This is a genomic window from Blautia sp. HCP3S3_G3 (genome assembly GCF_052063365.1).
In the GTDB taxonomy this organism is placed as follows: Bacteria; Bacillota; Clostridia; order Lachnospirales; family Lachnospiraceae; genus Blautia_A.
Window position 1 is genome coordinate 43,450 of sequence record NZ_JBQHXR010000012.1, and the last position, 26,856, is coordinate 70,305.

Consider the following 26,856-nt stretch of genomic DNA (forward strand, 5'->3'; position numbering starts at 1 on the left):
AAGAATAATATTTTATCCTTATCATAACATCATACGATTCATCTGAAAAGGCCCCATTCACAAATCCAGTTGACTCTCTCAACTCACTTTGCTAGAATAATTTCAAACAGGAGGATCAAACTATGAACCAGATTACATTAGGAACCACAGGAATCACTGTCTGTCAGAACGCTTTTGGCGCACTGCCGATACAGCGGGTGGGAATGGACGAGGCAACTGCTATTCTGCGCAGAGCCTATGAAGGCGGAATTCGTTTTTTTGACACCGCAAGAGCTTACAGTGACAGTGAAGAAAAAGTCGGCGCTGCCTTTGACGGTATGCGTGACAAAATTTATATTGCATCCAAGACTGCTGCCAAAACACCGGAAGACTTCTGGCAGCATCTCGAAACTTCTCTGAAAAATCTTCGTACCGATTACATTGACCTTTATCAGTTTCACTGCGTAGACCAGTGCTACAGACCAGGTGACGGAACCGGTATGTATGAATGCATGCTGCAGGCCAAGGAACAGGGCAAAATCCGCCACATCGGCGTGACCGCTCACAAGCTTGCCATTGCCATGGAATGTGTGGAATCCGGACTTTACGAAACCTTGCAGTTTCCGTTCAGCTATCTTTCATCAGAAAAAGACATTGAACTGGTCAATGCCTGCCAAAAAGCGAATATGGGATTTATCGCCATGAAAGGACTCGCAGGGGGACTTATCCATAACTCAAGGGCTGCCATGGCCTTTATGACACAGTTTGACAATGTCCTCCCGATCTGGGGAATCCAGAAAATGGAGGAGCTGGAAGAATGGCTGGTCTTTATGGAGGAAACACCCGTATACGATGAAGAACTGCGTGCCTATGTAGAACAGGAGAAAAAGGAACTTTCCGGAGATTTCTGCCGCGGCTGCGGATACTGTATGCCCTGTCCGGCAGGTATCATGATCAACAATTGCGCCAGAATGTCACTGATGCTGCGCCGTGCGCCATCCAAAGCATGGCTCACAGAAGAGATGCAGGCCGAAATGGCAAAAATCAAGAACTGCCTGAACTGCCGCCAGTGTGTCAGCAAATGCCCTTATGAATTGAACACACCGGAATTATTACGGAAAAATCTGGAGGATTACAGAAAAGTTCTTGCAGGGGAAGTGAAAGTGCAGTAAATCAAAAAACAGGAAGATTTCCCCAATTGGGGGTTCCTTCCTGTTTTTCTATTCTTCATCAGTACTCGCCTGAAATGTATCCTATTTCTCATTTCTCCAGTGGTTCAAACACAAAATAGTCGAATGTCACACTTCCTCCTCTGCATTCCTCAGAAGACTCATTCCAGGCTGCCAGTCCGGCTTTGGCACCAACCCATTTTCCCGGCGAAGCCAGCATCTCCTCTCCAACCGGAACAAAAGAGTATTCATCTGTACTCACCTGAAAAGAAATTTTTTTCGTTTCTTTCACCTGCATCCGGAGATAAATCCTGTCAAAATCTTGCGCGATCGTCTGAAAACTTTTACAGTCTTCTATCTTTGTTTCTATTTCTCCTTCCCAAAGCTGCAGCACTCGTTCACCATTTTTTACAATAACACAGAGTAGCGCATACTTTCCCCCAAAGGAAACCAGACCGCAGAAATCCCCTTCCTCCATATCCGAAAGTTCCATACAGGCAGTGATCCGGAATTCCGGGGCAGGCCATTTCTGCAGAAGAAGATTCGGCATATCACAGATGCACTCTCCGGCCCGCTTTTTCTGAGCATAAAGCTTCAATCCGCTACCAGTCATTTCATACCAGTTCTTCTTTGGATTCCCATTCCACTGCCATTGAAGTCCCAGACACTTTTCCTCAAAGAAATCACTTTCTGCAGGGCTGCAGATGGGATATTCTGCCCCTACATCCGGCTTTTTATGCCGCAAAACAGGGGTTCCGCACCCTGTATGCTCCAGATCTTCCCCGATTACCGGCCAGTCATCTTTCCAGTGCATTGGCTGCAAATGAATGATCCGCCCCGCATTTCCCACATCCTGAAAATGTACAAACCAGCTTTCTCCTGTCTGCGTTTCTACCCAGCCTCCCTGGTGAGGTCCATTCACCGGACTGTCTCCCTGATGCATAACTATCCGTTCTTCGTATGGTCCATATACATTTCTTGAACGCAGCACCGTCTGCCAGCCTGTCGCCACGCCTCCTGCCGGAGCAAAAATGTAATACCAGCCATTTCTTTTATACATCTTCGGACCTTCAATGGTCGGCTGTGTTTCATGTCCGTCATAGACGAACTTTCCATCATTCAGTATTTCCCCGCATTTCGGATCCATTTCGCTGATATACAGCATGCTTTTGAAGCCAATCCTGCTTTTTGCAAAGGCATTGACCATATATGCTTTTCCATCCTCATCCCAGAACGGACAAGGATCAATCCACCCGCAGGCTCTCTTCACAAAGGATGGTTCACTCCATTTTCCCCAGGGATTTTTCGTACAGCACATCATGATTCCCTCATCCGGAAATGGCACAAACACATAATAAAAAGAATCATGATACCGGATAGAAGGCGCCCATGTCCCGCAGCCATGAACCGGTTGGTCATACCGCTCAAAAGGCAGTTTTTCCATAACATAGTTGATTACTTTCCAGTTTACCAGGTCTCTGGAATGAAGCAGCGGTACCGCCGGAACATTACAAAAACTGGATGCGACCATAAAATAATCATCCCCTGCGCGAATCACATCCGGATCAGAATAATCGGTATAAAGAATAGGATTCTGATAAGTTCCGTCACCCTGGTCTGCCAGCCACATTCTTCTGATATTATTTTTCTCCATTCTGTCCTCCCAGCACGTGATATTTTCTGTGAAGCGGATTTTTCAGATTCCAGGAAACCAGCATCCCGTTTTCCCATTTCAAATCGATCAGGAATCCTCCCCTCAGATGTACATTTTCTATTTCACCGGTTTTCATCAAGTCCGGAACAGCAGGAAGAAGCCGGATTTCATACTCACAGATTCTGTCCTCCTCATCCGTCAAAACAGAGCACTGCACCAGACATTCCAGCATCAGGGCAGGTACCCCACCGCTGATATCTGCGTTAAAAATACTGGGGCCATAATCATGGGAACTTGCATAAGTACGGTAATAGTTGTTTTCACTCATGCTTTTCAGCATCACACCAGCCATTTCCCGGTCACCGAGATGAGCTGCCGCCATTCCAGCCTGCACCAGCCCAAATGCCATCGTACCCTGTTCTTCTTTCTTCCGTTTCATTTTAATCTCATAGGCTTTCTTTGCTGCCTCTAACACTTCCGGCTTCTCATCGGGAACATCATAATACAACATATACAGGTGGGAAGAATGACGATGATCATACCGGTCCTCCAGATCTTCCGTTGCCCATTCTTTCAAAGCACCTTCCTCATTCATTAAATATGGAGGCATTTTATCCAAAAATATTTTCCATTTCTGAACGTTCTCCTCTTCGATTCCCAGCGTCCGACAGCCTGTAATCAGATTTCGGAATAATTCCATTGCAACGGAAATATCCATTGTTGCGTTGATGCAGGCAGCATTATCTTTGTTTCCAGGTGTATTTTCCGGAGAGTAGGAAGGATTAAATTCCCAATATCCCCTCTCATCCTCGTAAAGATAATCCTCATAAAACAGCGCAGCCTCTTTCATAAACGGCAATGCCCTGTTTTTGAAAAATTCATCATCTCCCGTATAAAGCCAGTAATCGTAATAAAAATGAGAAACCCAGGCAGCCCCGGCTGTCCAGAACACCATCGGCCAGGTAATGTCAAAGTGGAAATCCACACCGCAGTCCGACGTACGGCTTGGAACATGAATACCCCTGCATCCGTACAAAACTCTGCTGTTTTCCCGATAGTCTTCCAGCAGGCCCTCCTGATATCCGAAATAACTCTCCATGCCTTCAAAATCTCCGCATGGAAGCAATCCCATGATTGCGGTCTGGAGATTTCCATTCTGGGTATAATCACTACTCCAGGGCGTATCGTAAGTTCCATTCCACACGCCCTGCAGATTAGGCGGAAGCTTTCCACAGGAAGAAAAGATTTCATAGCGTCCGGCATGGAACATGGTCTCCAGATGTTTGTTTTCCAGCGTCAGGTCCATCCGGTTAAACCGCTCCTGATGAATGACTTTGTGCCGTGCAAAAAGCTTCTGATAATTCTCTTCCACACTGCAGTTACCATCTGTCATCTCCTGCAGTTCTGCCTGATGGTTCTTCCATAAATTCTCGTTTCCGGCATTTTCTGCTGCAAAGGTCCTCACAAGAAACAGTACTTTTTTCGTATCTTTGATATGTATTTTCTTACCGGAAATCTCCGTATTTCCATCAGTCTGCGCAATTTCCAGTATAATTCCGTACCCTTTTTCTTTTCCCTCATATGCGCACTGATACCATAAGCCGGTATCCTGTTCCTGGATATGAGGCTTGAAAAACTGCGTACCGCCGCTGGCAGGAAACATTTTTTTATTGACATGCATTCCATTTTTCACATAAGGCGTGCGGGACAGATAAATCTGATAATCCGCCGGTTCTTCACTGCAAATCTCCACCACCAGGCATTCATCCGCTCTGGACAGAAAATACTTTCTCAAAAAACTGTTTTTGTCAGTCTGAAAAGTTACCTGCCCTTCTCCTGTTTCAAATACCAGCTTTCTTTCATAATTTTCATAAATTTCCGTATTTTCCGTTAATATATGCAAATCTCCTGCCGGAATGAATGGGTTTGTCCAGATTTTTTCTTCCAATCCCTCTTTTTCCCGGAACATGGACACAACCAGTTCAGAAGCATCTTTACTTTTGCCGTCTTTCAGCAGTTTCCGGATTTCCGGCAGTCTTTCTGCCATTTCAATGGGAGTAAGCCCCTCATCCACCGGAGCAAACAGCGTTTCTTCTGTAAGGGTGATTTTTTCATGTTCTGCATCTCCCCAGGCATCGGCCCCCTGGGATCCATTGCCCAGCAGCATGCCTTCTTCCCAGCGCCAGGCGGGATAGGGAAGCGTATAGCCTTCTTTGTTCTGAATCAGTAATTGTCTCAGCATTTTTATCCTTTCATTCCACTGGTGGAAATTCCCTCTACAAAATATTTCTGACCGGCAAAGAACAAAATAATCAACGGGATAACAGACAAAAATGCCATTGCCATAATTTCATTCCACTGAATATTTGCCTCGGAGTCAATCGCTGTACGAAGAGCCAGCGCAATTGGGTATTTTTCAACACTGTTAATAAAAATCAGCGAATTCATAAAGTCATTATAAGTCCACATAAACTGAAACAATCCTGCTGAAAATAATGCCGGTTTCAAAAGCGGCAGCAGAATACTGGCAAAGCATCGAAAAGTTCCGCATCCGTCAATATAAGCTGATTCGTCCAATTCTCGCGGAAGCCCCCGGATAAACTGCATCAGCATGTAAATAAAGAACGGATAACATGCCAGAATAGCAGGTGCATAAAACGGCATATAGGTATTCAGCCAGCCCAGTTTATTAAACATCATATAACGTGGAATAATGATAACCGTATTGGGAAGCATCAATGTTCCAATAAGAATCGCAAACAAAATTTTTTTAAATGGAAAGCGAAATCTTGCAAATCCATAAGCTACGATCGTACAGGAAATCAGGGTAAACAACGTTGTCGGTATCACGATTAAAAAGGTATTCAGGAAATATCTGGAATAATTGTACTTTCCAATTCCCTGCCAGCCTTCAATATAAGCATCCAGTCCAAAAGATTCCGGAAGCAGCTTCAGTGTTCCAAATATCTCGTTATTTTCCTTAAATGTAGCAAAGAACATCCATACCAGCGGATACAGCATGACAATGCCCACCAGACCGATCAGGATATATAATAAGATTCTTCCTGATATTTTCTTTTTCTTCACAGTTATCTGCCTCCTTCTTTAGAAATCCCCGCCGTCTTCGTAATACATTTTTCCGGAAGAATAGCGGAACAACAGTAAAGTCACTACCATAATCAGCGCAAAAATCACCCAGGATGTGGCACAGGCATAACCCATCTTGTAATATCCAAAAGCATCGGTATACAGCTTCATTCCAAGTACGTAAGTCCCTTTGTTCGGACCTCCGCCCGTTACAACAAATGCAGAGGTAAAGTTCTGTAAAGCGGTAATTGTCTGCATAATCAGATTAAAGAAAATAATCGGCGAAATCTGCGGAAGCGTAATGGAGAAAAATTTCTTTACAGGACCTGCGCCGTCAATGGATGCCGCCTCATAAAGTGCTGAAGGAACCTGTTTTAATGCAGCCAGGAACATGACCATGGAAGAGCCAAACTGCCAGATTTCCAACATGCAGATAGTCACAAGTGCCGTATTTTTATTTCCCAGCCACTGTACGGCAGGAAGGTGAAGAGCACTCAGAATGTGGTTAATGGCTCCATCGCTCATAAAAAGGATTTTCCACAAAATTGCCACAGCCACACTTCCTCCAAACAGTGACGGCAGATAATAGACCGTACGGATCACGCCGATTCCTTTTATATCACGATTGAGAAGGCAGGCTATAAACAATGCCATTGCCAGTTTGCCCGGAACAGTAAACAAGGTGTATACAATTGTTACCCTCAGGGAGTTATAAAACTCCGGGTCATACTGGAACAAACGAATATAGTTCTTCAGACCGACAAATGCCGGTTCATTGAAAAATCCATAATCCGTAAAGGAATAAATAAAAGAAGTCACAAACGGATACAGCTGCAGCAGCAGAAATCCGATCAGCCATGGCGCAATATAAACCAATCCCATATAATCTCTTTTACGATATTTTCTCTTTGCTTTTTTCACAAAATCCTCTCCTCTCCACACAAACATGATACTTTTTGTGTTATGAATCCTATGATAAAAGAAAACGGGGTAATCATACCCCGTTTTCCTGTCTGCCGGTCATTATTTCTCAGAAAGAACAAATTCCAACGTTGAGATTCCCTCTTCTGCAGCCTCATCTACGGTACTTTCTCCGTACATGATGCTTTCAAGCATTGTTTTGATACAGGACTCTACTTCAGAATCTGTTGTAAGACCCATTTCGTTTGTCCCGTTCTGGGAAAGTCCATACTCAACTGCCTCATTTACCAACGGGCTGATCAGGTTCTGTTTTTCGCAGACTTCACGAGCAGTAGTTGTCGGAGGAACGGAACGAAGGTCTTTCAGTACAGCTGCTGCATCCGGATCATTAAAGAAGAAATCATAGAACATCACAGCTTCTTCAATATGTTCACTGGATTTGTTTACACACATCAGCTGAGGCGGTGCTGCATAGAAACCATCATCCTTTGCATCTGCTGCATGTGGAAGTGCCAAAACTTCATATTCTGCATCCGGATTGGCAGATGTCATAATATCGATCTGAGAAGAGTTGGTAAATGCACATACAAATTCGCCATTGATCCATTTCGGATTAGTCTGAGTAGCGCCAACAAAAGTTGCGCTTTCGCCTGCCGGCTGTACAACCTTATTGTCATACAGAGACTGTACATAGTTCAGTACCTGTTTCAGAGTATCCTCATCACCGCTCATTGCCTTTGTCTCATCATCAATAAACGGTTTTCCGGAAAGCTGCATATAGTACGGTCTGAATACGTGCGTATTCATAATTTCGGTATCCATGTTCAGGAAATACAGATTGCTGTCATATTCCTGTACCTGCTGACCAAGAGTGATGAAATCATCCCAGGTCAATGTTTCTGGAATTTCCAAACCGATTTCATCTGCAAGTGTCTTATTTACCAGAAGTGCCTGAACAGCGATACCACTTGGAAGACCTACCAGTTTTCCATCATAGGTAGCCACATTTTCCAGGTACTCCGGATCAAAACCACTCAGATCAATGGTATCGGAATATTCATTAAAATCAATAAAGAAATCACCTTTGCTCATGAACTCCGGCATCCAGCCCGGACCGTTCTGAATAATATCAGCTGCCTGTCCGCCTGCCAGAGCGGTGGAAAGTTTCTCCTGATATCCATCACTTCCGCTGAATTCCGGCTCGATGGTAATCCACGGATACTTTTCCTCAAACATGTTGATGACTTCTACCGTTGCTTCGTTTCTTTCATCTCCACCCCACCACATAAAGCGTAAGGTCACCGGTTCATGTTCTTCTTCAGCCATAACCATTGCCGGTGCAGTTAAAGTCGAAATTGCCAGAGCTCCTGCCATAAGTGCCGCAAGTTTCTTTTTCATTTGATACATCCTCCTTTTTCTTTTTTCGGAAATCCTTTTCTCTGTATGTTTCCCCTGTCTTTAAGGTACTTTTATTTTATCAAAACCTCTTTTTTTTCCAATCTCTTTCCTTACGAACTTTTCTTCATAATCTACGGACTTTTTCTAAAAAGTTTCTTAAATTACGAAAAAGTCTCTTTTTTTATCCTTTTATTTACCAAAAAGAATTTCCAATATATAATACTGTTATGAGAATTTGGGAGGAGATCATGATGTATTCTCTGATTATTGTAGATGATGAGGTAAAAATACGGGAGGGAATAGCCAATTTATTTCCCTGGGAGCAGAATGGTTTTGAAATCAAAGGATTATTTTCCAATGGGAAACAGGCGCTGGATTATTTGCAAAAAAATCCGACGGATGTGGTAATGACGGATATCCAGATGCCGGTTATGAATGGTCTGGAACTGAGCACATTCATCGCCAATGAATTTCCGGATACCATCCACGTTTTTCTTACCGGATACCAGGATTTTCAATACATGCATACTGCGATTCTCAATCGCGCAGCAGATTATCTGCTAAAGCCAATCAAATATGAGGAGCTGCTCACCTGTATCGAAAATATACGAAAAAAACTGGATAAAAAAAATAATATTCGCACAGAACCCTCCGTGGATTCTTCCTATTATGGACAGATTATCGCTCGGGTTCAGGAATATCTGAAAACCAATTACCGCACCGCAACACTTGAGGAAGCGGCTGTCACCGTAAATCTCAGCCCTAACTATCTCTCTAAGATATTTAAAGAAAAATCCGGAATGGGCTTTTCGGATTACCTGAATCGCATCCGCATGGAAAAAGCGGCAGAACTTTTGAAAGACATTTCCTACAAACACTACGAAATTGCAGACCTCATAGGATATGACAATCCCAAAAACTTTTCACGTGCCTTTAAGCAGTACTACCACGTCACACCCCGGGAATTCCGGGATCAGAATCTGGGATCAAAGGAGAACAGATAATTATGATGATGCGCCGTTTTTTTCTAAAACGTTTTAAGCAGTTTTTGCTGGTCACACTCATCCCGACACTGCTGCTTTCTGCTGTTTTCCTTGGTTTTCAGTTTCGAAGCTCCATCAGGAACATGACAACTGAATCCGCCAATACCCTCATCCGCGTGGATGACAATATCACCAATGTGGTCGGCTCCTCTGTTTACCAGTATGAGCTTCTTACCTACAATCCGCGCCTGGCTCTTTCCCTGAAAAAATTTTTCCAGCATGATGACTTTACCTATTCAGACGTTGTCCTTCTGAACAGTCTTCGCGTACTTCTTGGAAGTGTTGCACAGGCTCACGATTATATTTCTTCCATTTACCTGTATCTGGACGGGTTTGATGATTTTTTCTCTACTACAAAAGGCTTTCAGAGCATTGCAGGCTTTTCCGACCAGGACTGGTTTCCCGTCTACCAGCAGATGGATAATCAAAAAAGATTCTGGATTACAAACAGGACTTTTAAAGAATATTCCTATATTCCGCCAACCCAATACATTACTGTTTTTCAGAGAATGAGCAACATTTCCGGAGTAATCGTTCTGAATATTGATATTTCCGATTTTACACGTACGTTAAATAACAGTACTTCCATAAATCAGGAGTATCTCTATATTTTAAATGAAGATATGCAGATTTTAAGCTCTAATGATTCAGGCGCACAGAAAAGCCAGCTCTTTCAGAATTACCTGATACAGCACGCCGTCCAGAATGGCACACTGTCCAATCTTTCCAATACCTGGATTTCCATGAATGGGCATCGATATTACCTGGAAGTACGTAATAATTATGATTATGGCATTTCTTATTGTGCACTGACTCCTGCTTCTCTGATTGTCAGCCAGCAATATTTCACCTTATTTATCCTGCTGAGTATTTTCCTGTGCTACTGTATGATCATGCTGTTTTTGTCCTATCGTATCACAAAACGAAATTTTCAGAAAATCTCAGATATTATACAGGTATTTGACAATGCAGAAAAAGGAACACTTCCTGAATGGCATACACCTCTTGTGGCAGATGAATATGATGTAATTCTGGACAACGTCATCCAGGTGTTCCTGAAATCCACCTATCTTCAGCGGGAACTGACAGAAAAGCAGTATCAGCAGCAGCTGGCGGAAAAAACTGCCCTGCAGCTTCAGATCAACCCACATTTTCTGTTTAATACCCTCCAGACATTGGATTTTCAGGCACTGAAAATCACAGGACACCCGGGAACCATGAACCGGACTATTCAGAATCTGTCGGATATTCTCAAATATTCCCTGCAGGATCCCAGCACCATGGTGACGCTGCAGGACGAGCTCATTTACCTGAAAAAATATATCGAAATACAGAAGCAGCGCTACGGAAATCAGTTTATTATTTATTTCGAAATCCAAGAAGATCTTCCGGGCTTTTCCATTCCAAGGCTTCTGCTCCAGCCTCTGGTGGAAAACAGCATCAGCCACGGCATTGCCGCCCTGAATCGTACCGGATATATCAAAGTACGTATTTATCAGCACAAAGAACTGATTCATTTTGCTGTCATTGATAATGGAATTGGGCTCGGCAAAGACGAGATTCAACATCTCTATGAATTGATCAATAGTGAAAAGAGCAAAAACATCGGTCTGACCAATGTCAACCGACGACTTATTCTGCAGTATGGTTCCAAATATGCACTGCACATCCAAAGCAAAAAAGGACTTTGCACGCGCATTTCCTTCTCGCTTCCGTTAAAATCCTGACAAAAATGCTCTGTCAGATTCCATATCTAAACGGAAATGTCTGCTTACGCAGACATCACCAATAATAAAAGTCGATTGCTAACGCAATCGCCCTGTAATCACAAAAAACAGGAAGGTTTCCCCAACCGGAGGCCTTCCTGTTTTTCTATTCTTTATCTTTTCTATTCAGAAACAAAATTTATATTTTGCAAACACCTGCACAATTCTCCATAAATATGGATTTCAGACATTCATTCACTCTCTCAGTCCACAAACACTTTATCCAGATGCCAAATATCATCCACATATTCCTGAATGGTTCTATCGGAAGAGAATTTGCCGCTGCATGCGGTGTTCAGCATAGCCATCTTAGCCCAGCGTTTTTCATCGCGGTAAGCTTCTTCCACACGTTTCTGTGCTTCTGCATAGGAACGGAAGTCAGCCAGAATGAAGTATCTGTCAGGACGGTCTGTATTTCTGGTATTCAGAAGAGAATCATACAGATCACGGAACAGCTCTGTATCGTTGCTGAAAGTTCCGTTGATAAGCTGCATCAGTACCTGACGGATATCGCCGTCTGTGTTGTAGATCACGTTTGGATCATAGCCGCCGTGGTTTTCATAATTGATAACCTCTTCAGAGCTGAGACCGAAGATAAATGCATTTTCTGCACCAACTTCTTCTACGATCTCTACGTTTGCGCCGTCCATCGTTCCGATGGTAGGAGCACCATTCAGCATGAACTTCATGTTACCGGTACCGGAAGCCTCTTTACTTGCAGTAGAAATCTGCTCGGAAACATCTGCTGCGGCAAAAATCATCTCAGCATTGGATACACGATAATTCTCAATAAATACCACTTTCAGCTTGCCGCCGATAGAAGCATCATTATTTACAACATCGCCGACCGCATTGATCAGTTTGATGATCTTTTTAGCGGTATGATATCCTGCGGATGCCTTTGCACCGAAGATGAATGTTCTTGGATAGAAATCCATTTCCGGATGCATCTTAATCTGGTTGTACAGATAAATTACATGCAGGATATTCAGCAGCTGACGTTTGTACTCATGAAGTCTCTTAACCTGTACATCAAAGATGGAACGCGGATTTACTTCTACGCCATTGTGCTCCAGGATGTATTTTGCCAGACGGACTTTGTTCTGGTATTTGATATTCATGAATTCCTGCTGAGCTTTTTCATCGTCTGCATAAACAGCCAGTTTCTTAAGCTGCGGCAGATCAGTGATCCAGTCAGGACCGATATGATCGGTGATCCAGTCAGCAAGAAGCTGATTGCCGTGAAGCAGGAAACGTCTCTGTGTGATTCCGTTTGTTTTGTTGTTGAATTTCTCAGGCATCATTTCATAGAAATCTCTGAGTGTTTCTGCTTTCAGGATTTCTGTATGAAGTCTTGCAACACCGTTTACAGAGTAACCTGCAACGATTGCAAGGTTAGCCATCTTGATCTGGCCGTCATAAATGATTGCCATTTTCTTGATCTTGTCATAGTTTCCAGGATATTTTGCCTGTACTTCGATGATGAAACGGCGGTTGATCTCCTCGATGATCTGGTATACACGCGGAAGCAGTCTGGAGAACAGCTCGATCGGCCATTTCTCAAGAGCTTCGCTCATAATGGTATGGTTGGTATAAGCAACGCACTTCGTGGTGATTGCCCATGCCTGATCCCATCCGAGACCTTCTTCATCCATAAGGATACGCATCAGCTCTGCAACTGCAACAGTCGGATGAGTATCATTCATCTGGAATACCACTTTTTCGTACAGTTTTGTGATATCGCTGTGGCTCTTCTTATATTTTTCAATAGCTGCCTGAAGACTGGCAGATACAAAGAAGTACTGCTGTTTCAGACGGAGCTCTTTACCTGCATAGTGATTGTCATTCGGGTAAAGTACCTCTACGATATTGCGGGCAAGGTTTTCCTGCTCAACGGCTTTTTTGTAATCACCTTTGTCAAAGGAGTCAAGACCGAAATCAACGATCGGCTCTGCATCCCAGATACGCAGGGTGTTGACAATCTTATTGTTATATCCGACGATCGGCATATCATATGGTACGGCTCTTACTGCCTGATATCCCTCATGGATGAATTTGTTTTCACCTTTCACCGGATCATATTCTACTCTTACATATCCGCCAAAGTGTACTTCCTTGCCGTATTCCGGACGGCGCAATTCAAAAGGATATCCCTCTTTCAGCCAGTTATCCGGTACCTCGATCTGGAAACCATTCTCAATTTTCTGTTTGAACATACCATAACGGTAACGGATACCGCATCCATATGCGCAGTAATTCAGAGTTGCAAGGGAATCCAGGAAACATGCCGCCAGACGTCCCAGACCACCATTTCCAAGTGCAGGATCCGGCTCCTGATCCTCGATCACATTCAGATCAAGTCCCAGTTCTTCCAGAGCTTCTTTTACTTCCTTGTAAGCTGTCAGGTTGATCAGGTTGTTGCCCAGGGCACGGCCCATCAGGAATTCCATGGACATGTAATATACAATCTTCGGATCCTGTTTGTCATATGCTTTCTGAGTTTCCAGCCAGTTGTCAATGATGACATCTTTTACGGTGTAGCTTACAGCCTGGAAAATCTGCTGCTGAGTTGCTTCCTCCAAAGTTTTGCGATAGAGGAATTTGACATTTTCCCTTACGCTCTCTTTGAAAGCTTCTTTCTTAAACTGCTTATCAATCATTCCTTAACCTCCTATAATCTGGTTACACCAAGGGTTACTTTTTCTTTGTTGATATTCCATTCTTTTACATAACCTTCAGTTTCGCCCGTCACTACGTTTTCTGCGAGGACGTCTTTCATGATCTCATCCTGGTGTTCTTTCATAATTTCGACAATCTTATCATTGTCTTTGACATAGATACAGATCTTATCCATCACCTCAAAACCTGCCTCTTTTCTCATGGTCTGGATCTTGCTGATGATTTCGCGGACAAAACCTTCTTCAATTAATTCCGGAGTCAGGTTGGTATCCAGAACAACGGAGATATCTCCTTCTGTCTCTGTTACATAACCTTCTGTCTGTGCGGTCTCGATTAATAAGTCTTCTTCTGACAGCTCCACTTTGTTGCCATTGATATCCAGGGTAAGAAGACCCGTGGATTTCAGTTCCTGCATGGCTTTGCTTCCATCGATCTCAGAGAGCGCCTGACGGATGCCGCCCAGGAGTTTGCCGTATTTCGGTCCGACAGTCCGAAGCTGCGGCTTAAAGCTGTAGGAAATAAAGGATTCTACATCTTTCGCAAATTTCACTTCTTTTACATTCAGTTCATCTGCAATAATATCGGTAAAGAAGGTATCCATTTCCTTCTCAGCTTTTACAAACATCGTTCCGATCGGCTGACGGTTCTTGATATTGGCAGTATTTCTGGCTGCACGTCCAAGAACAACCACTTTCAGCAGTTCTTCCATATCGGCTTCCAGATTCTTGTCGATCCATTCTTCCTTTACTTCAGGGAAGTCACAGAGATGGATACTTTCCGGAGCATCTTTATCAATGCTTCTTACAAGATTCTGATAGATATCTTCTGTCATGAACGGGATCATCGGGGCTGCTGCCTTGGAGATGGTAACCAGTGCGGTATAAAGTGTCATATACGCATTGATCTTATCCTGCTCCATTCCTTTTGCCCAGAAACGTTCACGGCTTCTTCTGACATACCAGTTACTCATTTCATCCACAAATTCCTGAAGTGCTCTTGCACTTTCCGGAATGCGGTAGTTGGCAAGATTATCATCCACAGCCTTCACTACGGAATTGAGTTTGCTCAAAAGCCATTTGTCCATAACCGGAAGTTTGTCATAGTCTAAAGTATATTTTGTCGCATCGAAGTTGTCAATATTGGCATAAAGTACAAAAAATGCATACGTATTCCACAAAGTACTCATGAATTTGCGCTGTCCTTCCACAACAGCCTTGCCATGGAAGCGGTTCGGCAGCCACGGAGCACTGTTGATATAGAAGTACCAGCGGATCGCATCTGCACCGTATTTTTCCAGTGCATCAAACGGATCTACCGCATTTCCTTTTGACTTGCTCATCTTCTGGCCGTTCTCATCCTGCACATGTCCCAGAACGATAACGTTCTTATAAGGAGCTTTATTAAAGAGCAGGGTTGACTCTGCCAGCAGAGAATAGAACCATCCTCTTGTCTGGTCTACGGCTTCGGAAATGAAGTCTGCCGGGAACTGCTGTTCAAATACTTCTTTATTTTCAAACGGATAGTGATGCTGTGCAAAAGGCATTGCTCCGGAATCGAACCAGCAGTCGATTACTTCCGGTACACGATGCATCACGCCGCCGCATTCCGGACATTTGATGGTAATCTCATCAATATACGGACGATGAAGTTCTACGGTTTTTGCCCTCTCATCACCGCTCATCTCAAATAATTCCTGACGGCTTCCGATGGAGTGCATATGTCCGCATTCACATTCCCAGATATTCAGAGGAGTTCCCCAGTAACGGTTACGGCTGATGCCCCAGTCCTGAACATTCTCCAGCCAGTCTCCGAAACGGCCTTTTCCGATGCTTTCCGGAATCCAGTTGATGGTGTTATTGTTGCGGATCAGATCATCCTTCACTTCTGTCATCTTGATGAACCAGGACTCACGCGCATAATAAATCAGCGGTGTGTCACATCTCCAGCAGTGCGGATAATCATGCTCAAATTTCGGTGCATCAAAAAGCTTGCCCTCTTTGTCCAGGTCAACCAGCACAAGCGGATCTGCTTTCTTTACAAAAATACCGGCATACGGTGTTTCAGCGGTCAGATTACCCTGTCCGTCTACAAACTGTACGAACGGAAGATTATATTTGCGTCCTACACGGCTGTCGTCTTCACCGAATGCAGGTGCAATATGAACGATACCGGTACCGTCACTCATGGTAACATAACCGTCACATACAACAAAATGGCCTTTCTTTCTCTGTTTTGCAGCAGCTTCTCCCGCACATGCAAACAGCGGCTCATATTCCTTGTATTCCAGGTCGGACCCTTTATAAGTTTCCAGAACCTCATATGCAGGTACATCTTCTTTTGCAAGTTTTCCAAGAACCTTATCAAGAAGTGCTTCTGCCATATAATAGGTATATCCGTCAGCAGCTTTTACTTTGCAGTAAGTTTCATCCGGGTTTACACAGAGAGCCACGTTGGACGGAAGTGTCCACGGTGTGGTTGTCCATGCAAGGAAATAAGCATCCTCACCGATTACTTTAAAGCGGACAATTGCGGAACGTTCCTTAACAGTCTTATATCCCTGGGAAACCTCCTGTGCGGAAAGCGGAGTTCCGCAGCGCGGGCAGTAAGGTACGATCTTAAATCCTTTATAAAGAAGATTCTTATTCCAGATTTCTTTCAGTGCCCACCATTCGGATTCAATAAAGTTATCATCATAAGTTACATACGGATGTTCCATATCAGCCCAGAAACCTACGGTTGAGGAGAAATCCTCCCACATTCCCTTATATTTCCAGACACTTTCCTTACACTGCTTAATGAACGGTTCCATACCGTATTCTTCAATCTGTTCCTTGCCGTCAAGTCCAAGCTTCTTCTCAACTTCCAGTTCTACCGGAAGACCATGAGTATCCCAGCCGGCTTTACGAGGCACCATGTAGCCTTTCATGGTACGGTATCTCGGAATCATATCTTTGATTACACGGGTCAGTACATGACCGATGTGCGGTTTGCCATTGGCCGTTGGCGGTCCGTCATAGAAAGTATAGGTTTCACCTTCTTTGCGGTTCTCCATACTTTTTTCAAAAATATGGTTTTCTTTCCAGAATTCTTCGACTTTTTTCTCGCGGTCAACGAAGTTCAAATTCGTGTCTACTTTCTGGTACACAGCGACTTCCTCCTGTCTTTTTCATAATAAAATAGGGAAATCCCTTTCGCTTCTTTAAATTAAAACAGATGGGATTTCTTTCCCTGAAAATAAAAAAAACTCCCGTCCCTCTGTAAAAGGACGAAAGCCATTGTCACATTCGCACCACCTGTTACGCTGTACGGGCAAAAAGCGCCTATACATGTTCCCGGTAACGGTGGAAATACCGTCTGACCCTACCTGACTGCCGGTTCCAAAGAAGTGTCTCAGCATCCTTCGGGACAGAAACTCCGGAGTGATCTTCCACTGAATATACTTGCACCGGGCTCCCACCTGCCCCGGCTCTCTTCGGCGTTCTGAAACAGTGTACTCTCTCCATCTCAGTTTTTACATATGTTTTCGCGTGCTGCTTTATTATAAAGGCAAGAAATTCCATATGTCAAGAGATTTTTTGTGAATTCCGCCCCTCTCCGTCCGAATTATGAAAAATGTGAAAAAACAGCGGACTGGCAATAACATCCTTGTATATCATTTTTCATTAGGCTATAATATTGCTGTGAACAAAATGACAGGAACAAGGAGGAACTTCTCTTATCATGCGAATAAAAAAATCACGTTTTTTACGGCTGGCCATTAGCTGCCTTCTCTGCGGAGGACTTCTTCTGAACCAGCCGGCATTTATTTCCGCATCGGAAACAGACACATCCACGCCGACTCCGACTCCCAATCCTCACACGGAATATTATACCCAGGAAGCTTCCACAGATTCCATCAAGGGATGGCCCAAAGGTCCGCAGATTGAAGCCGAATCCGCCATCGTCATGGACGTATATACCGAAACCATCCTGTATGCAAAAAACGCGGACAAGAAACAATATCCTGCCAGCATTACCAAAATCCTGACGACTCTTCTGGCTTGTGAGAACCTGGATCTCAGTGACGATCTTGTGGTTTCCCAGAATGCCGCCTATGGCATTGAACCCGGAAGTTCCAGCATCTATGCAGATACAGACGAAAAATTCACCGTCACACAGGCTCTCATGGCAGTGATGCTGGAATCCGCCAATGAAATGTCTCTGGCTGTTGCCGAAAAAACAAGCGGCTCCGTCAAAAAATTTGTGGAACTGATGAACGCCAGAGCAAGGCAGCTTGGCTGTACCAGCTCCCACTTTAACAATCCCAACGGTCTTCCTGATGAGACGCACTACACCACAGCCAGTGACATGGCAAAAATCGCCAAAGCGGCCTGGTTCAATCCCCTGTTCCGCAAATTTGCCACAAAAGACCTGTACGAAATTCCGCCTACCAACAAACAGCCGGAGACCCGGTATCTTCTCAATCATCACAAAATGATGGCAGGAAGAGATTACGCGTATGATGGTGTTCTCGGCGGCAAGACCGGTTATACAGAAGCTGCAGGAAGTACACTTGTCACTTATGCCAAACGCGGAAGCACCATTCTTCTGGTGGTAGTTCTGAATTCTGTCAACGGCTGCTGGTCTGATACCGCAGCTCTTCTGGATTACGGATTTGACAACTTTGAACGTGTCAACATGAAAGTAGAGAAAGAGCCCGTTCCCAGGGAGACTCTTCCCAGTGAGAAATACATTCTCAAAAACGGGGGAAATACGTATCCTTTTTATTCCATACGAAATGTTTACGTATCTGTCCCCACCGAAACGGACACATCGAAACTTACAACAAAAAAGACCCTGCTGACCAATGCCGCAGGGCCCATGAGACTGAAAACAGAGTACTATTATAACGATTATCCCGTCGGATGGGGAATTCGATACGAACGAAATATCCTGTCAGATCTTCTTTCCTGATCTGAAATACCTGCCTGGTTCAGAGAACCAGGCAGATTTTTTATTCCCGAACAGATTCTTGCCTTTTCATATGTCTTCTGCGGCGGAGAGATTCACGTTTATCGCGGGTCTCCTCCGCTTCTTCTTTTGTTACGCAGCATAAAGTCTTCACTGCATAATACCGGTTTTCCTCTGTACGCCGGATTTTGATTTTTCCCTTCACATAACCATGTTCCTGGCAAAGGGAAATACTCTCATATATTTTGGAATTATTGATAAACCAGCGAATTTTCCGTTTGGCCGGAAGATGACAGATCGGACATCTGGTACTGTTTACCTCCCTGTCCTTCATGATTTTTTCTCTATCTCTGAATTCCCTGGAAACAAACTTGTCATAAGTGGGATAGGAAATATGAATCTCATCTTTTTTCTTTTTCGGATTCTGGTATACATCTATCGAAGAATTGCACAGAATACATTCCGGCTCGATCGTTTTCAGTACTTCTCCTGTATAATAAGCATCCGCAAGTGCCCGATGAAAGCCCTGATTCTTGGGAATATCAAGATAATCTGCAGCATACTCCAGAGAACGTCTCATATGCCCGTCCTCATAACGGATACTGAAAAGTTTCTGCACATCATAGTAAGTCACCGGTCCCGGAAGTTTTGACAGCATGTCATAATATTTGAGATTCCTCTGCAGTTCCATCACATCCTGATTTCCCCATGTAAAAAACCGGAACTCCGGACCGCACCATGCAAAAAACTCCTCCACGGCCTGTGGAAATGGTGTTCCGTCCATCAGATCTTTATAATCCACATGAATGACTTCATGAATGCTGTCGTGTATCCAGTTATAAACCTCTGGTTTGATCAGACGCTGAAAACTGTCTGTCGTTTCCAGACATTCATTCATCTTCACAGCACCAATTTCAATGATCTCAAACGGCAGGCGTCTGTTGGAACTTTTCTTACCACCCGGACTCTGATTCCATTCCAGATCAAAAACAATATAATTCATCACATGCCTTCTTCTTTTTTGTTCTTTATGCGCTCTCCCAGTTCATAAAGACCGGTAATCAGCTCTTCCTGGAATCTGGCTCCGTCTGCATCCATGAGGATCCACGCATCCATCTCTTCCTCCTCATGCTCCCACCAGCGGAAATCACAGAGAGTGGTTCCCCTTGACGGTCCGTCAGAACAGTCCACATCCAGAATCGTACACTGCACTTTAAAAATATCAGGATGGAGCAGATACATCAGCGGCACTACATCGTGAATGCTTACCTCTCCTCTGTATTTGCTGGATGAATTTTCCAGGCTGTAACCTGCCAGATCACCGCACAGATTTGCCACAGGATTTCCGGACTGACAAAGCTTGATGATCTGCTGTCTCTTCAGTGTACATTTCAATGTTACATCCAGGCCGCACATCACCAGAGGAACCCCGGAACGGAATACAACTCTGGCAGCCTCCGGATCTGTATAAATGTTGAACTCTGCAGAAGGCGTCACATTTCCGCCCATAGCCGCACCACCCATAAACACGATCTCGCGGATATGCTTCTTCACCTGCGGAAACAATTTCAAAAGCATAGCAATATTCGTCAGCGGACCCGTTGCCACAATCGTTACTTTCTTTCCTTCCGGCAGTCCTGTCAGAAGTCTGTTCAGAAACAGTACCGCATGTTCCTGTTCCGCCTGTCTGGAAGCCGCGGGAAGAACACTCTGTCCAAGTCCTGTCTCTCCATGTACTTCCGGTGCATAAACCGGCTCTCTTGTAAACGGTGTATCCATGCCTTTAGCCACAGGCACATCCAATCCGTAAAATTCTGCAAGATTTAAAGCGTTCCTGGTCACCTTTTCCACCGACTGATTGCCGCAGACAGTCGTAATCGCAAGAAGCTCCAGTTCATCTTTGTGAGCTGCCGCATATGCAAGGGCAATCGCATCATCCGTACCCGGATCGCAGTCTAAAATAATTTCTCTCTTCTCCATTGATTCTTCCTCCTGCATTTTAGTATAACAGAGTTACAGGGGACTTTCAATATTATGAAAAGAGGCTGGCGGAAAAATCCGTCAGCCTCTTCTGCTGCTTAATGTGTTCATATAATTATTTCATTTTTACCACGGAAAGTAAAAATTCTGATGTGTGTAGGACTGATTTTCTTTATGATTCTCCCAGTCTTCAAACAGATTATCTGTATTTTCTTCGTCACCGCCGTCTTTACTGTTTTCTTCATCCGGAACCTGTTCACTATTCTCGCCAAGTGTTACAGCAGCTGTTTTTTCTTTGTAGCTTTCTCCATCTACCACTTCATAAGTAACTTCTACTTCTTCGCCCGGCTCATAATATTCAAGAAGATCTACCAGCGTTTCAATATCTTTTACTCTCTTTCCGTCAAATTCTGTAATGATTGTATTGGCTTTGATTCCTGCCTGATCTGCTGCACCGTCTTCTGTAATTTCTTTTACATAGACACCTGCCGGCATACCATATAACTCTACTGCTTCATCACTGACAGTGGCTCCGGTAATACCAAGAATTCCGTGATTGCCATCCTCGACCTTATCTCTCGGTGTTTCATTCATCAGTTTCTCCAGTACATCCGAAACATCAGAGATTGCAATGGAATAACCCATACCTTCTACCTCGGTGGAAGCCAGTTTTGCAGAATTGATCCCGACTACTTCACCTTTCATGTTCAGAAGTGCACCGCCGCTGTTGCCAGGGTTGATCGCTGCATCTGTCTGAATCAGATTTACGCCATCTTCGTCATCTGCAATCTGTGAGGAATCATCCAGTCTGCGGTTTTTAGCGCTGACAATACCGGTTGTTACAGACTGACCGTAACCGAGTGCATTACCAATTGCCACAACCTGTTCTCCAACCTTCAGATCATCAGAACTGCCGATTGTTGCAATGGAGATCTCATCAAGAGTATCATCGGAAATATCATCAAGTTTTACGGATACGACCGCCAGGTCTCTCTCCTGATCATAACCGTTTACAGTAGCCTCCAGAGAACTTCCGTCAATAAAGGCAACTGATACGGTTTCTGCGCCTTCAATTACATGATAGTTTGTCGCGATCAGGAGTGATTCCTCATTCTTACCAATGATAATACCGGAACCGCTTCCCTCTACTTCCTGTTCCTGCTGAGGTGCATAGGCATAACCGTTGCCAAACTGTCCGTATCCAAAGTAAGTCTGAACTTCCTGAAGTGATTTCGTTGTAATGGATACAACACTTGGCATTGCTTCCTCTACAATATCGCTGACATCCAGAGTACCTTTTGCCGCATTGTCTGTATCGTCCTCTGCATCCTCTTCCTTATCAGTAGTACGTTCAACCTTTGTCTTCGTAAGTGTTACCTGATCGTCCTGAGCAGCTGCGCTGACATTTGTATGATTCCATCCTGTCAGAGCATTCACCCCTTCAAAAGCACCTGCTGCCAGTCCGCCGACAAGCACTGCACATAAACTGATTCCTGCACCTTTTTTGACCATCTTTCTGATCTTTTCGTTTTTTTCATCTTTATTCATCATAATCAAATCCCTCCCTGGATTATCATTTTCTCCTTTTGATAGTTAAGAGTATAGGTGGAAGTTGTGATTAATTTGTGGGAAATATGTGTTTAATTTGTTAAAAGTACCATAATTTGTCTGCTCCTGTTTTTCTCAAACACGCTCTAGCATCATAATATCCATTGCTTCCTGCCTTATTTTTTCTGCCTTTTTATACTTTCCTGCCTGTTCCAGCAAAATTATATAATTCCCTCTTGCCCGAATCCTTTCTTCATCAATAGAAATCCCTCTGAGGGATATAAGCCCGGGAGTATCCAGTATCTCAATAGACCTGAGATAATACTTTTCAATCTCAGAAAAATGAAATGCATTTCCGCCTGCAGTCATCATTGTATATCCCAAAGAATTATAAGTCATTGCCGCATCAACACCATACAATTGAATATTCTTTTTCAGGAGTTTTTCCCTGATTCCCTCTATCTCATGAAGCAATTCAATCGCTTCCGCATATTCTCCCTTTCCACTTAATACAAATGCCAGATAATAACAGGTTAAGGCCAGATCATGCTCATACATTTGCGGATTGGCTTTCATCAGAATTCTCCGATAATGCAGTGCTGTTCTGTAAAACTTTTCTGCCTCGTCATAATCATCGATACTACACAAAAATCCGGCAAAATTATGGCACAAAAGAGCATAGGTATCATATCTAATCCAGACATCTTTTTTATTCTGGAATCCCTCATAAAGCTGAAACGCTTTGTCAAAAGTTTCCTGTGCTTTGTCAATATCTGCTGACATATGCAGATAAGTGGCATAATTACTATAATATACTGCAAGTATACTTAACTCCGGTTCTTTGATTTCTTTTGCTGTTTCTATGATCTCGTCCGCAGCATTGCCCAGTTTTCTGTACATTTTATCCAGCCTTTTTTGGTATCTGTCCATATCTTTCTTCAGAAAAGCTGTATAATTGTTACCTGTCATCAGATACAGAACCTGTGCTTCTTCATCCCGTTCCATTTTATCCAGAAATTTCCAGGCTCTTTCGTACATTCTTTCTGCTGTATCCAGATCTTCATTTTGATCATCGTATAAATTTCCAAGCAAATCACAAAGCCTGCAGAATTCAAAATCCTTTTTATTTTCCAATTCGTAACATTTCAATAATATCTCAGCGACTTCTATTCCTCTTTCATATAATTTTTCCTGCCACAAAAATACTGCATACTCATATAAAATCTGCATTTCTATGTGATATTTTACTGCTAATCTTACAGATTCTTCATAGCAGTCAATGATTTTTTGCACTATCGCAGAATCCAGCCCTTTTTCCGGTTTACTTCCAAAAGTTCGTAATGTATCAATCTGAAGTTTGTTCTCAGCCAGATATCCTTTTATGCAGGACAGGCCCTCCTCCAGAATTTTTTCCATATGAGCTAATTCTGATTTTCTCTGTTCGTCCTGAAGAATTCCAAGTGCGGCATTAATCTCACCACAATCCAGGTACTGCATTGCCTTTTTCATTCTCCACGTAGAATCATTCCCGGAAACAGCATTTTCTGTAACGCTCGTATATAATTCCAGGGTCTGATTCTCTATTTCGTGAATCTGCCGCAACACTTCTCCCCTTTTTATTTGTATTTCATCCAGGCAATTCTTCCATTGATCCTCTCCAGGATTTACTGATATTTTTTGTTGCAGATCAGAAAATTCTGCGTCTAAATCCTTCAACATTTCCCTGAGCTGCTGTAGATTTTTATTATTTGCATACATTGGTATATTACTTAAATCCAATATATTTATACCATCCACTTTTGCTCTTCCATTTTCAAATATCAGCTTGCTTTTCAGACCCGAACTGCGCATCATCTCAACCAGCATATTCAGTTTTATGGAATCTAAATGATGGGCAACACTGTAATAATGTCCTATTTCCCTGTCCAGTCGATTCATAAAATTCCGAACTGGCTGACTGAACTCTTCCGATGTTTCTTTAAAAAAATATGTATAAATAAGAGGATTTCCATTTTTTCTGTACTCTTCAAAAGCAACATCAAACTCTTCTACCGTATATTCACCCAGATTTTTGCCAATAATCATATAAAACATCTGGCTCTCGCGAATATCCTGATTGTACTCCTCCTGTTTCCCTTCCATAGCAATCGCATTCGACTCATCTTCGCAAATAATCAGTTTGATATATACCCCTCGATCCACATAAATATCATTTAGCATACGGACAAAATCACCCAGTTCTCTCCGTTCCTTTTCAAATTCAATAATTGAAGATGCCAGGAAAATTTTAATAACTTTCACTCGTACTTCCTCCCTTCATTATGATTTACCGTTCTCGCAAACTTCTTTTCTTCATTTTATAGAAAAGCCATGGAAAACACAATTCCTCTCTTGTATTTTCTGAAAGAATATAGTACAATGACGGTGTTGCGTGCTGATAGTCACAGTATCCATTCAAGCGGATGCTCCAATGTCAGTAGATTGAATAATCTGATGATGTCCAGTTAATCAAAATTAGCTGAAAATCATAAATCGGTTGCCGAACCAAAGTGCTGAAAACCCAGTGTTTAAGCCAAAAATCGGTGATGTCCTCTTAGTTTAACGGATAAAACAAGCGCCTCCTAAGTCTTGACAACGCTTATCGCTTTTACTACTATTAAAAAATGAGTAGCAGTTCGATTTGAACAGGAGACGCATAAAATTGACAACATAGTCATCGCCAAATAGGCGATAACAACATCGTCAATCAAAATGAAATAACAGCGGGTTACGGTCATGAAAACAGACCTTAATCATATATAAGAGAAGTCGGTGAAATGGCAAAAAACCTTGATTTTAAGCCAAAAAACCGATGCTTGTTCCTTTAGTTAAATGGATATAACAAGTGCCTCCTAAGCACTAGTTGTGGGTTCGATTCCCGCAGGGAACGCTAGATTGAAGCGGAAAAACGATTAGCTAGCTAAGCAGATCGGGATCCGCTTCTTTTATTTTGGAAAGATTCTGATTGTGAGAAGAAGAAAAATCTCAGCTAAGAGAAATGAAAAATCAATTAGCTGCCAGCTAAGCAAAATCGATTTCAGCTAAGCGGTGAAAATATGGTTTCTGCTAATAAAAGTTTTTCGTTGTGATTTTGAAGAAGATAATTTTGATAAATTTGCCGACAAACTGAAAAAGTGTGCGGTGGAATATGTCCACCCTGTCAAGGAACATTCATGGGGCAGCGAGTGGTTAGATTTTACGACCCAGACAAGCATATCATTGAAGTTGGAGAAAACATAAAAACAGTTTGTAAGCGTTTCTTGGACAACGGTATGACACCGGAGCAAGTAGCAGAACGAATGAACGTTCCAATGAAATTTGTAAATGCTTGTATGCGATAAATCCATTTTTTTGGAGGATAAGTTAATGTATTTGAAATTAATAAGACCTACTTGTGAATATGCAGATCAAATTATGCAATACAAGGATGACATGCTTGCAAATAACGACAGTTTTGATGGTTGTGCGGGTCTTGAAGAAGTTGACTCATTTACCGAGTGGATTGACTTTGAAAATCGGTTGAAAAGAAAATATGGAGAAGGATATGTTCCTTCAGAGGTATTTTGGGGAGTTCGAATTGAAGATGAAAAGGTTGTGGGTATTATTGATTATAGACACCCTTTATCACCTTTTTTATTGCAATATGGTGGAAATATTGGTTACAGTATTTTGCCCTCAGAGCGTCAGAAGGGATATGCCGGTGAAATGTTAAAATTATTGTTGGCAATTTGCAGAGAATTTGGTGAAAAAAAGTATTGCTTACATGTGATAAAACAAACGAGGCTTCAAGAAAAACAATCATAAAAAATGGTGGAGTATTGGAAAGTGAAGTCCCTGATGATGTGGGACTGGGCGAGAGTGGAATTATTCAACGATACTGGATAGATCTTTAAGTTGGAGAGTTATATGGATTACAAAATACGAGAGTTAAAACAAAATGAAATCAGTGTATTAAATACTTTTTTGTATGAAGCCATATTTATTTCTGATGGAGTTGAAGCCCCGCCATATGAAATAATAAATCAACCGGAGCTTCAAGTATATGTAACAGATTTCGGAAAGAAAAAGGGAGATATCTGTTATGTATCTGAGTGTGATAACAAAATAGTGGGAGCGGTGTGGGTTCGCATTATGGACGATTATGGACATGTTGATGATGAAACTCCGTCTTTCGCCATTTCTCTTCTTAAAGAATATAGGAATTATGGCATTGGAACAGAATTGATGAAAACAATGATTTCAGAACTTAAGAAGCAAGGATATAAGCAGGCATCATTGTCCGTTCAAAAGAGAAATTATGCTTTTCATATGTATTTTAAATTGGGTTTTGTAATCATCGATGAAAATGAAGAGTATATTATGCTTTGCAAGTTGTAACTCGACACATTCTACCTTATTGAAAAAAGAATATAGAAAGAAAAATCGGAATAGATAAATTCTAGTTGTGGGTACGACTATAAACAGCTTCAAATCATTGAAAAATCAATGGTTTGGAGCTTTATTATTTTTTAGAAAGTGATGAATTTAGATGTTGTGAAACGGCGAATTGTCAGCGGAGCTAACGGCACGTTATAATAGATGCTTTTATCTCCCTGACTGCGCTGTCAGTCTGCATAAATCACTTTGTCAGCGGAGAAACGGCA

At 42.8% G+C, this 26,856-nt stretch carries 18 protein-coding genes and 1 tRNA gene; 8 read left to right on the forward strand and 11 right to left on the reverse strand.

Annotated elements, in window-relative coordinates:
• The first annotated feature begins 122 nt into the window (after nucleotides 1–122).
• On the forward strand, nucleotides 123–1,151 hold the full coding sequence (locus ACTNEW_RS11105; RefSeq protein ID WP_441060824.1) for an aldo/keto reductase: 1,029 nt from the start codon (nucleotides 123–125) through the stop codon (nucleotides 1,149–1,151).
• 88 nt (nucleotides 1,152–1,239) lie between these two features.
• On the opposite strand, the gene ACTNEW_RS11110 is transcribed toward ACTNEW_RS11105, so the two are convergent.
• From ACTNEW_RS11110 to ACTNEW_RS11130, 5 genes are all read right to left on the reverse strand, one after another.
• Nucleotides 1,240–2,802, reverse strand: coding sequence for a glycoside hydrolase family 43 protein (locus tag ACTNEW_RS11110; RefSeq protein WP_441060827.1), 1,563 nt, complete (start codon nucleotides 2,800–2,802; stop codon nucleotides 1,240–1,242).
• Nucleotides 2,789–5,044: a glycosyl hydrolase family 95 catalytic domain-containing protein gene (locus ACTNEW_RS11115; RefSeq protein ID WP_441060831.1), complete on the reverse strand. Its 2,256-nt coding sequence runs from the start codon at nucleotides 5,042–5,044 to the stop codon at nucleotides 2,789–2,791. Before ACTNEW_RS11115 ends, ACTNEW_RS11110 begins: the two co-directional genes overlap by 14 nt.
• Before the next feature lie 2 nt (nucleotides 5,045–5,046).
• Nucleotides 5,047–5,889 (reverse strand): carbohydrate ABC transporter permease, encoded by an 843-nt coding sequence (locus ACTNEW_RS11120; RefSeq protein ID WP_441060834.1) that lies wholly within the window; start codon nucleotides 5,887–5,889, stop codon nucleotides 5,047–5,049.
• 18 nt (nucleotides 5,890–5,907) lie between these two features.
• Entirely contained in the window at nucleotides 5,908–6,810 is a 903-nt protein-coding gene (locus ACTNEW_RS11125) for a carbohydrate ABC transporter permease (RefSeq protein WP_441060836.1), read from the reverse strand.
• Nucleotides 6,811–6,912: 102 nt separating this feature from the next.
• Nucleotides 6,913–8,208: an ABC transporter substrate-binding protein gene (locus ACTNEW_RS11130; protein WP_441060839.1), complete on the reverse strand. Its 1,296-nt coding sequence runs from the start codon at nucleotides 8,206–8,208 to the stop codon at nucleotides 6,913–6,915.
• Nucleotides 8,209–8,456: 248 nt separating this feature from the next.
• On the opposite strand from ACTNEW_RS11130, the gene ACTNEW_RS11135 reads away from it, so the two are divergent.
• Nucleotides 8,457–9,212, forward strand: a complete 756-nt coding sequence (locus ACTNEW_RS11135) for a response regulator transcription factor (protein ID WP_441060842.1) — start codon at nucleotides 8,457–8,459, stop codon at nucleotides 9,210–9,212.
• A gap of 2 nt (nucleotides 9,213–9,214) precedes the next feature.
• On the forward strand, nucleotides 9,215–10,978 hold the full coding sequence (locus ACTNEW_RS11140) for a cache domain-containing sensor histidine kinase (protein WP_441060845.1): 1,764 nt from the start codon (nucleotides 9,215–9,217) through the stop codon (nucleotides 10,976–10,978).
• 242 nt (nucleotides 10,979–11,220) lie between these two features.
• Here the strand turns inward: ACTNEW_RS11140 and ACTNEW_RS11145 are convergent, their stop codons facing one another.
• Complete coding sequence (locus ACTNEW_RS11145) at nucleotides 11,221–13,677, reverse strand: glycogen/starch/alpha-glucan phosphorylase (RefSeq protein WP_441060848.1); 2,457 nt, start codon at nucleotides 13,675–13,677, stop codon at nucleotides 11,221–11,223.
• An 11-nt stretch (nucleotides 13,678–13,688) separates the two neighbouring features.
• On the reverse strand, nucleotides 13,689–16,841 hold the full coding sequence (ileS, locus tag ACTNEW_RS11150) for an isoleucine--tRNA ligase (RefSeq protein WP_441060851.1): 3,153 nt from the start codon (nucleotides 16,839–16,841) through the stop codon (nucleotides 13,689–13,691).
• Between the two features lie 575 nt (nucleotides 16,842–17,416).
• On the opposite strand from ileS, the gene ACTNEW_RS11155 reads away from it, so the two are divergent.
• Nucleotides 17,417–18,649 (forward strand): D-alanyl-D-alanine carboxypeptidase family protein, encoded by a 1,233-nt coding sequence (locus ACTNEW_RS11155; RefSeq protein ID WP_441060854.1) that lies wholly within the window; start codon nucleotides 17,417–17,419, stop codon nucleotides 18,647–18,649.
• 40 nt (nucleotides 18,650–18,689) lie between these two features.
• On the opposite strand, the gene ACTNEW_RS11160 is transcribed toward ACTNEW_RS11155, so the two are convergent.
• The 4 genes from ACTNEW_RS11160 to ACTNEW_RS11175 form a co-directional block, all read right to left on the reverse strand.
• Nucleotides 18,690–19,649, reverse strand: a complete 960-nt coding sequence (locus ACTNEW_RS11160) for an exonuclease domain-containing protein (protein WP_441060857.1) — start codon at nucleotides 19,647–19,649, stop codon at nucleotides 18,690–18,692.
• The gene (locus ACTNEW_RS11165; protein ID WP_441060859.1) at nucleotides 19,649–20,626 is read right to left on the reverse strand and encodes a nucleoside hydrolase; all 978 of its coding nucleotides are present in this window, start codon (nucleotides 20,624–20,626) and stop codon (nucleotides 19,649–19,651) included. The genes ACTNEW_RS11160 and ACTNEW_RS11165 overlap by 1 nt, the downstream gene beginning before the upstream one ends.
• A gap of 126 nt (nucleotides 20,627–20,752) precedes the next feature.
• On the reverse strand, nucleotides 20,753–22,177 hold the full coding sequence (locus ACTNEW_RS11170) for a S1C family serine protease (RefSeq protein ID WP_441060862.1): 1,425 nt from the start codon (nucleotides 22,175–22,177) through the stop codon (nucleotides 20,753–20,755).
• Nucleotides 22,178–22,309: 132 nt separating this feature from the next.
• Nucleotides 22,310–24,475, reverse strand: coding sequence for a hypothetical protein (locus ACTNEW_RS11175; protein ID WP_441060864.1), 2,166 nt, complete (start codon nucleotides 24,473–24,475; stop codon nucleotides 22,310–22,312).
• A gap of 556 nt (nucleotides 24,476–25,031) precedes the next feature.
• On the opposite strand from ACTNEW_RS11175, the gene ACTNEW_RS11180 reads away from it, so the two are divergent.
• From ACTNEW_RS11180 to ACTNEW_RS11195, 4 genes are all read left to right on the forward strand, one after another.
• Nucleotides 25,032–25,103 (forward strand) — tRNA-Arg (locus ACTNEW_RS11180).
• A gap of 283 nt (nucleotides 25,104–25,386) precedes the next feature.
• Nucleotides 25,387–25,554: a hypothetical protein gene (locus tag ACTNEW_RS11185; protein ID WP_441060867.1), complete on the forward strand. Its 168-nt coding sequence runs from the start codon at nucleotides 25,387–25,389 to the stop codon at nucleotides 25,552–25,554.
• Nucleotides 25,555–25,579: 25 nt separating this feature from the next.
• Entirely contained in the window at nucleotides 25,580–26,017 is a 438-nt protein-coding gene (locus ACTNEW_RS11190; protein ID WP_441060870.1) for a GNAT family N-acetyltransferase, read from the forward strand.
• A 102-nt stretch (nucleotides 26,018–26,119) separates the two neighbouring features.
• Nucleotides 26,120–26,590, forward strand: a complete 471-nt coding sequence (locus ACTNEW_RS11195; RefSeq protein WP_441060874.1) for a GNAT family N-acetyltransferase — start codon at nucleotides 26,120–26,122, stop codon at nucleotides 26,588–26,590.
• Nucleotides 26,591–26,856: the final 266 nt, after the last annotated feature.